The organism is Sphingobium sp. MI1205 (assembly GCF_001563285.1).
In the GTDB taxonomy this organism is placed as follows: Bacteria; Pseudomonadota; Alphaproteobacteria; order Sphingomonadales; family Sphingomonadaceae; genus Sphingobium.
In genome coordinates, this window is the sequence record NZ_CP005188.1 from 1,301,275 (window position 1) to 1,316,034 (window position 14,760).

The window sequence follows — 14,760 nt, forward strand, 5'->3', positions numbered from 1 at the left end:
CCGGCCTTTTCGGTCGGGCGACGAATTTTTTTCGTTAGGCCTGCGAATAGATGATCAACCAGCCGCCGATCACCGTGACCCTCCCCCCATAGGCGCGGGCCATGCCGTGCAGCGCCTCGACCGGATCGGCGGCGTTGAACACGCCGGTTAGCCGCTGGTTGGCGAGCGCATCGCCCTGCGTCAGGATCATCCCGCTGAACCAAGGACGCAGCCGGTCGATCGCGTCGGTAATCGGCTCATCCTGAACGATGATCTGCCGTGCGCGCCACGCGGCAACCTGCGTCGGCGGAATGGCCTGTCGATGGACCGCGCCGGAAACAGTCACCGCAGCCCCTTGTCCGGCGGTTAATAGGATCGGTGCGCCGGAACGGGGCGCGACACGGACCCGACCATGCTCCACCCCGACGACCGCAGGATCATCGTCACCTTGCGCCGCTCGCACGTCGAAGGCGGTGCCCAGCACCGTCACGGTCGCTCGGTCGCCCAGCACGCGAAACGGCCGGGCGGGGTTGCGGGTGACGGCGAAGAAGGCCTCCCCTTCCAGCAGGCGGATGTCGCGGCGACCGGCGGCATAGTCCACCGCGATGGCGGAACGGGGGGCGAGTTGCACGACGCTGCCGTCGGCCAGCGTCACCCGCTCCACCTCGGCCACGCTGGTCCGATAGTCGGCCTGCCAGCGCAGCGACACCATCGGCGCCAGCAGCAGCGCAAGGCATGCCGCCCCCGCAGCGACGAGAACGGGACGGCGCAGGCGATATGACGGCGTCCATGCAGCAGGAAGGACCGTGCGCCGACTGTCGACACGTACCGCATAGGCCGGCTCGACCTGTTCCAGCCGGTCGTCGAGATGGCGCATGGTGGCCCATGCCCGGCGGTGCGCCGGATCCGCATCATGCCACGCCTGGAAATGCCGGCGCAGCGATGGATCGTCCGGACTGTCGCGCAGGGCGATCACCCAGCCGATCGCCGCCTCCTCCGCAGCCCCGAGGATCGGCCCGGGAAAGGGAGGCCCGTCCTGTGATCCCGAACCCATGCGCGTCCTTATCGAATGATCGCCGCCATGACCATCAGACGTTCGAGCGCGGGATTTTTTCGCCGCGCCATGCCGAAATCATCCATCCTGCCGCAGCGCGGCGCGGCAATGGCGCAGCGCGGCGGCAACGAGTTCATGGGCGCGTGTCACCGAGATATCTAATGCGCCGGCAATATCCTGCAGCCGCGCGCCTTCGAACCGATGCATCTCGAACGCGACACGGATGCGGTCGTCCAGTTCGCCCAGCGCCTTGTGCAACAGGTCCAGTTCATGGCGGGCGATAACCGCGCGCTCGGCCGAGGGCTGCTCGTCCGCCATGGGCGCCTCGACGTCGGCTAGGTCACCCCCCGCCAGCCGCCCCCGCTCGCGCGCCAGGCTGCGGCTGCGATCGATCGCCAGGTTGCGCAGCACACGACGGAACAGATGCGCAGTATCATTCACGGGCTCGCGCGCCGCGATGCCGCGGCAGCGGATCCATGCTTCCTGCACCAGATCCTCGGCACCGTGCTCGTCTGCACTGACCGCACGTGCATAGCGCACGAGTCCGCGATGCTCTCGCCGATAGAAGTCGCTGAGCAGTTTCACCACGCAGAGCTTTACTTGATCGCTATTGATTTGCAAGTTCGATATTGGGGCCGCAGCTGCGCGGGCGGGCAGGCATTCGGCAACCGTGTTGACAACGCGATCCGCATCCAGAAGAGCGCGACCTCCTGTGCGCGCGCCGACCCGCTGATCACCGTCTTCCTTGAAGACTCGCAAACTTATGACGGCGGCGAGCCGACGGTGGAAACCACTTTCGGCGTGCATCAGGTCAAACTGCCTGTTGGCCACGCAGTGCTCTACCCTTCGTCGTCGCTGCACCGCGTGGAGCCGTCACCCGCCGAAATGGCGCAGCAGATCAACCGAGCCGCTGAAGCCGTACGCGTTGAGGATCGGCACATGCTCGACACCGCGCGCGCCGCGCTCGACCGGTCGGCTGGGCAAATCGACAGAGTTGTAAAACGAGGGCAGGGGGCCGACCGGCAGATCGAACGCCAGATACTTGCGCGATGTCGAGCGGTTCGCGATCTGGCTTGGACGGCCACCTGACACGGCAACCGATGAAGATTTGCGCCGCTACCAGATCGAGCAGTCGGAGATGGGGTTCGGCGCCCCGGCCATGAACACCGGCGTGTCAGCGCTCCGGTTCTTCTACATACGAACACTGGATCGTCCTGACCTGACCCGCAAGCTCCACCGGGTGAAGCATCCTCGCGCCTTGCCGACCGTGCTCAGCCGGGACGAAGTGGGCCGGATGCTGAATGCCGCGACCAGTATCAAGCACCAGGCGATCCTGTCCGTTGCCTATGGAGCCGGCCTGCGCGCAGGGGAAGTGTCCCGCCTCAGGGTCCGTGATCGACAGCGAACGCATGCTGCTCCGGGTTGAGTGCGGCAAGGGCGGCCGGCATCGCAATGCCATGCTCGCCCATGACCTGCTCGTTCTCCTGCGGGAATGGTGGAAGATCGGGCGCAAAGAGGGTGTGATGCATCCCGATGGCTGGCTGTTCCCAGGCATGCATTACCTCAAACCCATCAGCACCCGGCAAGTGTTCCGCATTGCTGCCGAAGCCGCCCATGCCGCCGGGATCACCAAGCGGGTTGGGCCGCATACATTGCGCCACAGCTTCGCCACCCACCTGCTCGAAGACGGCGTCGATGTCCGTATCATCCAGGTGCTGCTGGGGCATTCCCAATTGCAGACCACGACGCTGTACACCCGGGTGGCAACTCGCACGGTGAAGGCAGTGGTCAGCCCGCTCGATCGCCTGGGCATGTTCCCGGACTCGCAAGGATCGCCGTCCGGTTGAGCCGGTGCGCGCCTCACTCGAGGTCGCTGACATCTTCCGCGCTGCCGGGCCCGGCTACCGGGCCGCTCATGCCGGGCACCTGAACCTCGTCCAGCTCAAGGTGATGACGGCGGTCGAGAACTGCCGCACCGCTGCGCTGGGCGGCCACGTCGAGGCCTGCGAAGACTGCGGGCACTGGCGAGTCGCCTACAACTCCTGCCGCAACCGGCACTGTCCCAAATGCCAGGGCGCCGCAGCACGCGACTGGTTGGCGGCACGCGAGGCCGACTTGCTCCCGGTCGGCTACTTCCACGTCGTGTTCACGCTGCCCGCCGAGATCGCCGACATCGCGTGGCAGAACAAGGCGGCGCTCTACGACCTGCTGTTCCGCGCGGCGTCGGAGACGATGCTCACCATCGCCGCCGATCCGAAGCATCTCGGCGCGCGGATCGGCATCACCGCCGTGCTCCACACCTGGGGCTCGGCGATGACGCACCACCCGCACGTGCACATGATCGTGCCAGGCGGCGGGATATCGCGTGACGGGCAGCGCTGGATATCGTCGCGGCCTGCCTTTCTCCTACCGGTGCGCGTGCTCGGCAAGCTGTTCCGACGGCTGTTCCTGACCCGGCTGCTGGCCTTGTACGACGCCGGACGGCTCTTCTTAGGCGGGGGCGTCGCGCCGCTCGCCCAACGGCGGGCGTTCCTGCGCTTCCTGTCGCCTGTGCGGAAGAAGCGCTGGGTGGTCTATGCCAAGCAACCCTTCGCGGGACCACAGGCGGTGCTCGCCTATCTGTCGCGTTACACCCACCGGATCGCGATCTCGAACCGGCGGCTGATCGCGTTTGATGGCAACGGCGTCACCTTCCGCTACAAGGATTATCGCCGCGACGGCCCCGAGCGGCAGCGGGTCATGACACTCGCCACCGACGCGTTCATCCAGCGGTTCCTGCTCCACGTCCTGCCGCGCGGGTTCCACCGCATCCGCCATTACAGTCTGCTCGGCGGATCCGCCCGCAAGGCCAGCCTGGCACTCGCCCGCCAGTTGCTCGAGGTTGCGCCCGAACCGGTCAACGACAACACCGACGAGCCTGCCGACCAGCGGCCGCCGTGCCCGTGCTGCGGCGGGCACATGGTCATCATCGAGACCTTCGAGCGCTGGCAGCAACCACGGGCACCGCCGACAATGACGCCGCCAATCCGGGAGCTCGCGCCATAACCCGGCATGGCCTGCAACTAACCAATCCAGCGGCCGTCGCCTCGCTGGAAACGCGAACTCTCACCTCCGTCGCCGACTCCAATCCCAAATGCTGCGATGGGGCGCCAAAACGACGATCATATACGTGGTCCCGTCACCGAAAATACGCGTGGTTGATGCGGTCCGCGCCGCCGTCAGGTTGCACTCCGTCGGCACCGCAGACCCCGCCGAATCCGACATCCCCATAGCTTAGCACCTACCGATCCGCGGGTCGTACCTGTCCGGGCTTAGTACGCTTGTCGGCGCCCGAAACCCTTCGACGATCCGGAACGGCTCCTTTCCGGATCGCCGATCGGGATAGCGGACATCCCAGGTAGCGTGCCCGCGCGCCAGCTACGCGCCCCCGAATCCGGTTACTGCCAAGCCGGAAGTGAATGCTTGCAAGCCGCCGTGACAGCCTGTTTTTCCATACGATAAAGCGGATATCGCTTCTGCGATGACCAGCCCGTGCGGTTGAAAGCCGGCACCCCTTCATAGTTCCAGATGAAAATTGCGGAAATTCTGCTTGTCTTTCGATTCTTCACGCACGAGACTGAGAGTTGACAGACACCCAGAAAAACTGGGGCATAGAGAGGACAGGAAAGACCATGGAAGGCATCGAGATCGATTCCGGCGAGAAGGCAATCATTATCCTACAGAGCCTGATCTGCTATCTGCGTGAGAAAAATGTCTTGAACAGGGCTGACATTGAGGAGCTTCGAGAACGCGTCGATGCCAGGATATCGACAGCCGAAAAGTCAATGCCCTGTGATGTGGCGACTGCTGCCGCTGCGGCACGCGAAATGGCTGAGCTCGAGCAGTTTTGCAGCAAGCGGTACGGGGGAAAGCACCGCAAGAGCCACTGACAGCGTCGTTCCCGCGCGTTTCTTTGCCGCCGACAGCGGGTCCTGGCGAGCGGCCAAGATAAAATCGTGAAGCACCAAGCCGCTTAGACTGCGCTACGTCACCTCTTTCACGACTCTCGGCTCAGATCCCCTCTAGGGCCGCGACCATCATGCGCGCGCTGATATCCGCAATGCCTGCCGCGCTGAGCTTGGGCATGGATATGCTGCGATGCCCCAGACCGAACACGCACCCGAGCAACAACTCCGTCGCAGCTTCCAGTTCGTCTTCATCCAGCGATGGGTTCACCGCTTGTGCAAAATGGCGGAGGCATCCGCGAAAGCGCCCGCACATTTCGCCGATGGTTCGACCGACGCTTTCGTTCCGGAAGCCTTCGGCGATGATGTCGAAAGATAACGCTTCATCGTCCTCGTCGATGACCTGCAGGAACAGTTCCCGGAAGGTTTCAAGAATGGTCAGTTCGCCATTGTCAAACCGCGCCCGCAAATCGTTAAGCGCTGCGAGCCTCTCGTCGAAATCAGCGTGCACGATCGCTTCAATGATCTCTCCCTTGCTCTTGAACGAGCGGTAGATCAGCCCGACCGACATGTCCGCCGCTGCCGCGAGTTCCGACATCGATGACTGGTGAAAGCCCCTTGTCGCAAACAATTCCTTTGCGGCAACCCGGATGCGATCCGCGCTGAGCAGTTTTTGTTGCACCGCAGTCATTTTATCCTTTCCCAGATCTTTTTGCTTGAAATCTCCATGGCAGAATTTTAGGTGCGATGCAATGTGAATGATCGTTCATTCTCAAATATCCCTCCAACGGTCGCGACAAGGAGCATCATGCAAAAGGCGATAGCAGCAGGGTTTCTCGCCTGCGCCTCCGCACTTACTCTCGGTGCCTGCGGTGAGCGGCAACCCGCGGCACCACCGGCCCCGACAGTCGGCGTCGTCACGCTGCATATCGAATCGGCGGCACTCACCAACGAGCTCCCCGGTCGCGTCGAGGCGCTGGAAACGGCGGATGTCCGCCCGCAAATCACCGGCGTCATCCGTCGTCGCCTGTTCACCGAAGGCAGCTACGTCAAGGCCGGGCAGATCCTCTACGAGATCGAGGATGCGCCTTATCGCGCGGCCGTCGCGCAGGCTAGGGGGGCGCTCGCCGTTGCCAGGTCGACGATCCAATCCACGGCAATGCAGGCGCAGCGCTACAAGGAGCTGCTGGCCATCAACGCGGTCAGCAAGCAACAATACGACGACGCAGCAGCCGCCGCACAGCAGGCGCGCGCCAATGTTGCAGCGCAGCAAGGAGCGCTTCAATCCGCGCAGGTGAACCAGAACTTCACCCGCATTCGCGCGCCCATCTCCGGCCGCATCGGTCGTTCGCTCTACACGCCCGGCGCGCTCGTTTCGGCGGCGCAGGCGGACGCTCTGGCGACGATCCAGCGCACGGACTCCGTCTATGTCGATGTCACGCAGTCCGCCGCGCAGATCATCGACCTGAAGCAGGCCATGGCATCGGGCGGTGTCAGCGAGGCCGAAGGAGCGCGGATCCAACTAATTCTGCCCAACAATACGGTATATCCAATCGAGGGCCGCCTGCAATTCGCCGACGTCACGGTCGATCCCAACTCGGGCTCGGTGATTCTGCGCGCGACGTTCCCGAACCCCGACGGATTGCTGCTCCCTGGCATGTACGTTCGGGCGAAGCTCGTCGAAGGGCTGCGCAGGAATGTCATCCTTGCCCCGCAGCAGGGTGTGACGCGCGATCCACGTGGCCGCGCCACTGCAATGGTGGTGGGCAAGGGCGACAAAGTTGAAGTCCGCCAGATCGAAACGGATCGCGCGGTCGGCGACAAGTGGATCGTGACCAAGGGCCTCCACACCGGTGACAGGCTGATCGTAGAGGGTTTGATGAACTTGCGCCCGGGTGCGGTCGTCAAACCGGGCAAGCCCCAGCAGATTACCGTTTCGGCGGGGGGAACCAGGTAACCCATGTCCCGCTATTTCATAGACCGGCCCATCTTCGCATGGGTCATCGCCATCGTCATGATGCTTGCAGGCGTCCTGGCAATCCGCTCACTGGCTGTGGCCCAGTTCCCTGAAATCGCGGCGCCCGCCGTGCAGATATCGACCAGCTATCCCGGCGCCAACGCGGAGACGCTGGAAAGCACGACGACGCAGGTGATCGAGCAGCAGCTCAAGGGCATCGACCACTTGCGCTACTTCTCGTCATCGAGTGACGGCGCGGGCCGCCTGACCATCACCCTGACGTTCGAGCAGGGCACCGATCCTGACATCGCTCAGGTTCAGGTGCAGAACAAACTCGCACAGGCGACGCCGCTGCTTCCGCAGGAAGTGCAGCAGCAGGGCCTGCGCGTGACCAAGTCGAGCGCCACATTTCTCATGATCATGGCCATCTATGCCGATGATGGTATCCACGACCAGCAGGATGCGGGCGACTTCATCGCATCCTCGTTGCAGGACCCGATCAGCCGCCTGAACGGCGTGGGTGATACCCAGCTTCTGGGTGCGCAATACGCCATGCGCGTCTGGCTCGATCCGACCAAGATGGCCAGTCTGGGCGTTACCGCGACTGATGTGACCGCCGCGATCCGGGCGCAGAACGCACAGGTTTCCGCCGGCCAGGTCGGCGCTTCGCCGTCACCCAAGGGACAAGCGCTCAACGCCACGATAGCCGCCCAGTCGCGCCTGCGCACCGCCGAGCAATTCCGCAAGATCATGCTGCGGAACAATCCCGATGGCTCGGTGGTCCACCTTTCCGACGTCGCACGCGTCGAACTGGGCGCCGAAAACTACAGCTTCGGCGCCTCACTCAACGGCCATCCAGCCGCGGGCTTGGGCATCAAGCTGGCGCCCGGCGCCAACGCCCTCGATACCGTGGACGGTGTGAAGACGAAGATCGACCAGCTCTCCAAGGACTTTCCGAGCTGGGTGAAGTACAAGTTCCCGGTCGATAACTCGACTTATGTCAAGCTCTCCGTCGAGCAGGTTGTCCATACACTTGTCGAAGCAGTCGTGCTCGTCTTCCTCGTCATGTTCCTGTTCCTGCAAAACTGGCGCGCGACGCTGATCCCCACCATCGCCGTCCCTGTGGTCCTGCTGGGATCGATCGCGATCCTGCAATTGGCCGGCTTTACCATCAATACCTTGACCCTGTTCGGCATGGTCCTGGCGATCGGCCTCCTGGTCGATGATGCCATTGTCGTAGTGGAGAATGTCGAACGTCTCATCCAGACTGAAGGGCTGAGCCCCAGGGAAGCGGCGCGCAGGTCGATGGACGAGATCAGCGGTGCGCTGGTCGGCATCGGCCTCGTGCTTTCGGCGGTGTTCCTGCCGATGGCGTTCTTCGGCGGTTCCACCGGCGTGATCTTCCGCCAATTCTCGATCACGATAGTCTCCTCGATGGTGCTTTCGGTGCTGGTCGCCCTAATCCTGACGCCGGCGCTTTGCGCGACCATCCTCAAGCCGGCTAAGGACGGCCATGGTCATGGCGAAGGTAAGCAGACCGGTATCGCTGGCCTGTTCAACCGTTTCTTCGCCTGGTTCAATGCCGCGTTCGATCGCGGGGTGGGACGCTACGGCGGGACGGTAGAGAAAGTTGAACGCCGTTGGGTCCGAACGATGCTGATCTATGCCGCCATCGTGATTGGCATGGGTGTCATCTTCCTGCGGATTCCCGGCGGTTTCCTGCCCGACGAAGACCAGGGCATCCTGATCAATCAGGTGTCGATGCCGGCGGGCACGACCCTGGAGGAAACCGAACGCACGCTCGCCCGAGTGCGCAATTACTACTTCAAGAATGAAAAGGCCAACGTCGCTGACATCTTCACGATCTCGGGCTTCGGATTCGTCGGACAGGGAGAGAATGTGGGCCTTGCCTTTGTCCGCATGAAGGACTGGTCCGAACGCAAGGGCAAGGACAACGCGGTGATGGCGATCGCGCAGCGCGCCAACATGGCGTTCCACAAGATATCCTCCGGCATGGTCATCGCCTTTGCTCCGCCCGCCGTGCAGGAACTGGGTAACGCCACGGGCTTCGAGTTCCAGCTCGTCGACAGGGGCGGTCTTGGCCATCAGAAGATGCTCGAAGCGCGAAACCAGTTCCTCGGCATGGCCGCCGGTGACGAGCGTCTGGCGCAAGTTCGTCCCAACGGTCTTGAGGACACGCCTCAGCTCAAGCTCAATGTCGATCAGGCCGCTGCCGGTACTCTCGGCATCGCCCAGTCCGACATCAATGCGACCATCAGCACCGCGATGGGCAGTACCTACGTCAATGACTTCATCGACCGCGACCGTGTGAAAAGGGTGTTCGTGCAGGCCGATGGCCAGTTCCGCTCCACTCCCGACGCGATTGGCGCGTTCTTCGTGCGGGGCAATTCCGGTGTGATGGCGCCGATCTCCTCCTTCGGGAGGACGGAATGGACCTATGGCCCGGCCAAGCTTGAACGCTTCAACGGCGTTTCGTCGATGCAGATCATGGGTGCGCCGGCGTCGGGCGTTTCGACCGGTGAGGCGATGAAGGTCGTCGAACAGCTTGCCAGCAAGCTGCCCGCGGGCGTCGGCCTTGAATGGAGCGGCATTTCCTATGAGGAAAGGACCTCCGGCGGCCAGGCCCCGGCGCTCTACGCGCTGTCCATGCTGATCGTGTTCCTGTGCCTTGCCGCGCTCTATGAGAGCTGGTCGGTGCCGATCGCGGTCATTCTGGTCGTGCCCCTCGGCGTGCTCGGCGCAGTGATCGCGGCGACGCTGGTGGGTCTCAACAACGATATCTACCTGCAGGTGGGCCTCATCACGACCATCGGCGTTTCGGCCAAGAACGCGATCCTTATCGTCGAGTTCGCGGAAGAGAAGATGCGGGGCGGACTGTCTCCGGTGCAGGCGGCCCTCGAAGCCGGCAAGCTGCGTCTGCGGCCGATTCTGATGACAAGCTTCGCCTTCATATTCGGCGTGTTGCCGCTTGCGCTCTCCACCGGCGCGGGCGCCGGCGGCCAGAACGCGATAGGCTGGGCCGTGGTGGGCGGGATGGTCTCCGCCACCGTTCTGGCAATCTTCTTCGTACCCGTGTTCTTCACCGTGGTGAAACGCCTGTTCCGCGAACACCACGGAACGGACGGTGCAAATCTCGACGGCGAGGCTCCGACCGCGTCGCAGGAGGCATGAAAATGCGAAATGTGAAAGCGCTTACCGCCACTTCGCTGGCGCTCGCGCTGGCGGCCTGCAACATGGCGCCCAAATATGTCCGCCCCGAACTGCCCGTCCCCGCGACGAGTCCATCGGCGCCAGTCGAAGGGACGGCGGATGATGCGGCCAGCGTGTCGGCCGATACCGCTTGGAAGGATTTCTTCACTGACCCGCGCTTGGTGCGCGTCATCCAGACCGCGCTTGACAACAACCGCGACTTGCGCATTGCGGTCGCCAATGTCGAGCAGGCGCGCGCACAATACCGCGCGCAGCGTGCTGATCTGCTGCCCACGCTGGGCGCCAGCGGCAGCGCGACCTATCAGGATCAGCCGTTCGCCCAGTCATCGGCGGGCGGCTCCGGATCGGCAACCGGCCGGACGGACATTTACAGCGCCCCGGTGGGCGTTTCGGCATGGGAGATCGATCTCTTCGGTCGGGTCCGCAATCTGAGCAAGGCCGCGCAGGAATCCTACTTCGCCTCAGTCGAGAACCGCAATGCCGCGCAGGTCTCGCTGATCGCCGAAACGGCGACGGCATGGCTGACGATGGCGGCGGATCAGGAACGGCTTCGGATCGCCCGAGATCTCGAAACGGCATTCGGACAGACGCTCGATCTCACCAAGGCGCGGTTCGCCAAGGGCGTCGCTTCCGAACTCGAAGTGCATCAGGCCCAGACCAGCTACGATCAGGCCCGTTCTGACATTGCCTCGGCAGCCACCCTGGTCGCGCAGGACAAGAATGCGCTCGATCTGCTGGCGGGAACCAGCCTCGCGCCCGACGTCCTTCCGGCCACACTGCCCGAAAGCGACGTGACGCTGACCAACCTGCCGGCGGATCTGCCTTCAACGCTGCTGTTGCGCCGCCCGGACATTGCCGCCGCAGAGCACCGGTTGAAGGTGGCCAACGCCAATATCGGCGCGGCCCGCGCGGCGTTCGTCCCGAACATTTCGCTCACCGCCGCTTTCGGAACCGTAAGCCTTGGCCTCTCCAACCTGTTCAAATCGGGTAGCGACTTCTGGTCAGTGGCGCCCTCGGCCACTGTGCCAATCTTCGATTTCGGCAAGAACCAGGGCAACCTTCGCTACGCTCGCGCCACTTACGATGCCATGGTCGCAACGTACGAGAAGAGTGTGCAGACGGGCTTCAGGGAAGTCGCCGATGCACTCACCCGGCGGGCGACGATGACCGCGCAACTGGAAGCGCAGACCTCGCTGCGGGACTCCGCGCGGGCCGGCTATCGCCTGTCGGACGCCCGCTTCCGGGCGGGTGTCGATGACTTCCTGACGACGCTCGATGCCCAGCGCACGCTCTACAATGCCGAGCAGGCACTGGTCGCTACGCGGCTGATCCGGGCAAGCAATATGGTAGAGATCTACCGTTCTATCGGTGGCGGGTTGAAATAGCCTCGTTACGGCAAGACTGCATCCTTACAGATCTCCAAATAAAGAAGGGTTTCCGAGAGTTTTCGTCAAATAAATGAACCAATGAGCGCCGGTATGGGTTCAATTTGTCTGTCGGAAAACAGATGTATTCCGGTTTTTTAGATCCGACCAATTTTACAGTAAGAACGTGCCTGCGGCATCGTACCGCAGTCCGGTTTGGCGAAATGCACGAAAAGCCCTGTCGGATGGGAAAACTGCCCAGCAACTTCGAAAGCAAGGTTTTCCGTCAGGGGGCAACGGCAGCTGTATAGGGGCGCCGGTCGAAACCGGCCATTCTCCTATCTGCCCAAGAGGCGCCACAAGCCGCCGCCTGAATGAACGGCCGGTTTGGAAGACAAGCGAAGTATCGCGAACGTCAGCTATGTTGGCGTTCGTTGCCTGACAGACCCGACCTTAGGGCGAGTTCAGCGAATAATAATAATAATAATCGATCCGCATTATTGGCTGTCACTCCATGGTGGGCAAGCCATTTTGGGATACGATCACGCCTCCGCTGCAACCTCATTCATCAGCCAGTGCCGAAATGAACGCATAGCATCGCTGTCCTTTCGCGATATAAGCCGGGTCAGCCAGTAGCGCCCAGCATCGACCGCAATGTCGAATGGCTGGACTAGGTGCTCGGCGATTAGTTCGTATGTAAACATCGCAGCGGGCGCCAGCGCTACTCCCAGGCCATTTGCCGCCGCCGCAACCATCAGTGCGGAGCTGTCGAATACCGGGCCGCGCAGCACGGGTTGAGAGGCACCTGCCGCTTCAAACCAGCGACGCCATTCGTCGGGCCGATAGGAACGCAATAATAATTCCTGGGTCAGGTCGCGGGGGCTGCTCAGCCGGTGGGCGATCGACGGCGCGCAGAGCGGGGTCAACCTAGCCTCGAACAGCGGTTCTGCAATGGTGCCATGCCACGCGCCGTCCCCGAAGCGGATCGCGAAGTCGAGCGCTTCGCCCGCGATGTCGACGCGGTTGTTGTTGGTTGAAACGCGCAAGTCGATGTGAGGACAGGCACGCTCGAACCCGCCAAGCCGATGAAGCAGCCAGCCGGTCGCGAACGTACCGACGACGCCGATGTGCAACACCTCGCGAAATCGACCGTCCGTATATTGGTCGAGCAAAGCGCCTACCCGATCGAACATGTCGGCCAGCACTGGCACCAGAGCCTGCCCGTCGTCGGTTAGTGCCAAGCCCCGCGGCAGCCGATGGAACAGACGGGTGCCGAGCCGCCGTTCGAGTTGCGCAACCTGATGGCTCACGGCCCCTTGACTGACGCACAGTTCGATCGCGGCGCGAGTGAAGTTGAGATGGCGCGCCGCCGCCTCGAAAGCACGTAGGGCATTGAGAGGAAGCTGGGATCGATCCATCGCTTAGTTATGAATTAAACTCATGACTCTGTCGAGAAATGATGCTTTGTTTCTGCATCGTCCATGTCGCAATCCTGGCTGCGAAGGAGATTTGTAAATGTCGAGGATGCGACTTTTAACGGCGGGCGCGTTGGCAGCATTGTTGGGCTCGATTAGTCTATTGGCGCAAACGCAGGAGGACGTCCTGACCAAGCCCATTATCGGCTCCCGAACCGCAGAATGGCTTTCCCCCCTGCCGCCACAGAAAATCTTCGGCAATAGCTATCTTGTTGGCTTCGGCGGTCTGAGTGTCGCCTTGATCGACACAGGTGCGGGGCTGATTCTGATTGATGGCGCGTTACCGCAGGCTGCACCCGCCATCCTCGACAATGTCAGGCGGCTGGGCTTTCATCCGCGCGACATCAAATATATTCTCAGCACCGAACCCCATTTCGACCATGCCGGTGGCATCGCGGCGCTGGCGCGCGACACGGGCGCTACCGTCGTCGCCAGTCCACGGGGTGCGGAAGGACTGCTGGCCGGTCGCCTTGCTGCCGATGATCCGCAGCATGGTTATGGCGGCTCCTGGCCGGCCGTGGCAAAGGTTCAAACCATCCGCGACCACCAAACCCTGCGGCTGGGTAATACAACGGTCACCGCGCTGGCAACGCCGGGTCATACCATGGGCAGCATGAGCTGGCGCTGGAAGTCGTGCGAACAGCGGACGTGCCGGATGATCATATTTGCCGCGAGCTTGAACCCGGTATCGACCGACGATTATCGTTACACCGCGCCGACCGCGCGCCCGATCGTCACCGGTTTCAGCAAAAGCTATAAAGCGATGAACAAGACCCCCTGCGATATCCTGATCTCGGCCCACCCGGACAATGCCGGCGAAGGCCGGTACAACGACCACCCCGGAGCCTGCCGCGCTTATGCCGAACACTCGCGCAAAGCGCTGGGCCAGCGCATGAAATCACAGCGGCGCTGAATGTCCTCATGATTGGCACCTGAGCGGAGTGGGCGCGTAGGGAGTCTGAGCGGACGACTGCTTTCGCAAGGTGATCTCTAGGCTTGAACGACCGCTAAGTTGGCGAGTACAGACGCTTCTATAAATCCGTTCCACTTGTTCCTTGCGGCTTTGAGACGGCTGCGCCGTTCAGACGCAGCCAGGGAAGGAGGAACGGTCGGGGGAACGGCGAAGTGCCATTGGGCGTTTCGACGTCGATGTTTCGCCGCCTGAACTGCCAGTAGATCACCATGCTCAGGGTCGCGGCATAGAAACACCAGACAGAGGCGAAAGCGAACTCCTTTACGAGCTGTGCAATCGTCAGGCCGATGATGTTGAGTACCCCATACCATCTGACGACGCGATGGGTAGAAAGCACCAGCGCGCCGCAGGTGGCGAGAATATACAGCAGCGACACCCCGAAATTGCCAGTGAGCGGGTTGCGGTAGGCGATGGAATACTGCTCGACGGAACAGGTGCTCTCGAAGAAGATCAGCCCATAGATCATCCACGCACATACGAGCGCGCCGAGAACGGTCAGCGCCATGATAGCGCTGCGGCGCTGACCGGGCGGCTCCATCAGCAGGACCGCGAGCGGCATCAGAAAAGGCAGGACGCCTTGGGCGTAGAACATGAACAGGAAAGTGACGTGATCGAGCGCCACCGGTCCGATCCGGCCATCCAGCCCGAGCCAGACGAAGCCTTCGGTGAACTGATGGGCAGCGAACAAGAGGGGTACGGCGGCAAACAGCAGCGCGCGCGGCTCCCGGACATGGCTCAGCGTCGCCACGCCGATCGACCCGATCACGCCGGAGGCAACAAAGC

General features: G+C 62.6%; 11 protein-coding genes and 2 pseudogenes. 8 read left to right on the top strand and 5 right to left on the bottom strand.

Features of this window, described 5'->3' with window-relative positions; genetic code table 11:
• Window positions 1-34: 34 nt before the first annotated feature.
• Window positions 35-1,033 carry a FecR family protein gene (locus tag K663_RS06250; RefSeq protein ID WP_062115481.1) on the bottom strand — a complete coding sequence of 333 codons (999 nt, stop codon included), beginning with the start codon at window positions 1,031-1,033 and terminating at the stop codon, window positions 35-37.
• Between the two features lie 78 nt (window positions 1,034-1,111).
• Window positions 1,112-1,618, bottom strand: coding sequence for an RNA polymerase sigma factor (locus K663_RS06255; RefSeq protein ID WP_158511158.1), 507 nt, complete (start codon window positions 1,616-1,618; stop codon window positions 1,112-1,114).
• A 54-nt stretch (window positions 1,619-1,672) separates the two neighbouring features.
• Here K663_RS06255 and K663_RS23825 point away from each other — a divergent pair.
• The 4 genes and pseudogenes from K663_RS23825 to K663_RS06275 all read left to right on the top strand — a co-directional run.
• Window positions 1,673-1,906: pseudogene (locus K663_RS23825) on the top strand (PKHD-type hydroxylase); the annotation flags it as partial.
• A 166-nt stretch (window positions 1,907-2,072) separates the two neighbouring features.
• Window positions 2,073-2,880: pseudogene (locus K663_RS25125) on the top strand (tyrosine-type recombinase/integrase); the annotation flags it as partial.
• A 4-nt stretch (window positions 2,881-2,884) separates the two neighbouring features.
• The gene (locus K663_RS06270; protein ID WP_062115489.1) at window positions 2,885-4,078 is read left to right on the top strand and encodes an IS91 family transposase; all 1,194 of its coding nucleotides are present in this window, start codon (window positions 2,885-2,887) and stop codon (window positions 4,076-4,078) included.
• Between the two features lie 626 nt (window positions 4,079-4,704).
• Window positions 4,705-4,962 (top strand): hypothetical protein, encoded by a 258-nt coding sequence (locus tag K663_RS06275; RefSeq protein WP_062120456.1) that lies wholly within the window; start codon window positions 4,705-4,707, stop codon window positions 4,960-4,962.
• A 121-nt stretch (window positions 4,963-5,083) separates the two neighbouring features.
• Here K663_RS06275 and K663_RS06280 read toward each other — a convergent pair whose 3' ends face one another.
• On the bottom strand, window positions 5,084-5,668 hold the full coding sequence (locus K663_RS06280; protein WP_062115490.1) for a TetR/AcrR family transcriptional regulator: 585 nt from the start codon (window positions 5,666-5,668) through the stop codon (window positions 5,084-5,086).
• Between the two features lie 117 nt (window positions 5,669-5,785).
• Here K663_RS06280 and K663_RS06285 point away from each other — a divergent pair, with 117 nt between their 5' ends.
• The 3 genes from K663_RS06285 to K663_RS06295 are packed head-to-tail and all read left to right on the top strand — an operon-like array spanning window position 5,786 to window position 11,550.
• Window positions 5,786-6,934: an efflux RND transporter periplasmic adaptor subunit gene (locus tag K663_RS06285; RefSeq protein ID WP_062115492.1), complete on the top strand. Its 1,149-nt coding sequence runs from the start codon at window positions 5,786-5,788 to the stop codon at window positions 6,932-6,934.
• A 3-nt stretch (window positions 6,935-6,937) separates the two neighbouring features.
• Entirely contained in the window at window positions 6,938-10,126 is a 3,189-nt protein-coding gene (locus K663_RS06290; protein ID WP_062115494.1) for an efflux RND transporter permease subunit, read from the top strand.
• Window positions 10,127-10,128: 2 nt separating this feature from the next.
• Window positions 10,129-11,550: an efflux transporter outer membrane subunit gene (locus K663_RS06295; protein ID WP_062120458.1), complete on the top strand. Its 1,422-nt coding sequence runs from the start codon at window positions 10,129-10,131 to the stop codon at window positions 11,548-11,550.
• A gap of 521 nt (window positions 11,551-12,071) precedes the next feature.
• Here the strand turns inward: K663_RS06295 and K663_RS06300 are convergent.
• Window positions 12,072-12,947 carry a LysR family transcriptional regulator gene (locus K663_RS06300; protein ID WP_062115497.1) on the bottom strand — a complete coding sequence of 292 codons (876 nt, stop codon included), beginning with the start codon at window positions 12,945-12,947 and terminating at the stop codon, window positions 12,072-12,074.
• 106 nt (window positions 12,948-13,053) lie between these two features.
• Here K663_RS06300 and bla point away from each other — a divergent pair, with 106 nt between their 5' ends.
• Window positions 13,054-13,917: a subclass B3 metallo-beta-lactamase gene (gene bla / locus K663_RS06305; protein ID WP_062115500.1), complete on the top strand. Its 864-nt coding sequence runs from the start codon at window positions 13,054-13,056 to the stop codon at window positions 13,915-13,917.
• Between the two features lie 118 nt (window positions 13,918-14,035).
• On the opposite strand, the gene K663_RS06310 is transcribed toward bla, so the two are convergent.
• Window positions 14,036-14,743 (bottom strand): DUF6629 family protein, encoded by a 708-nt coding sequence (locus K663_RS06310; RefSeq protein ID WP_235589534.1) that lies wholly within the window; start codon window positions 14,741-14,743, stop codon window positions 14,036-14,038.
• Window positions 14,744-14,760 lie beyond the last annotated feature (17 nt).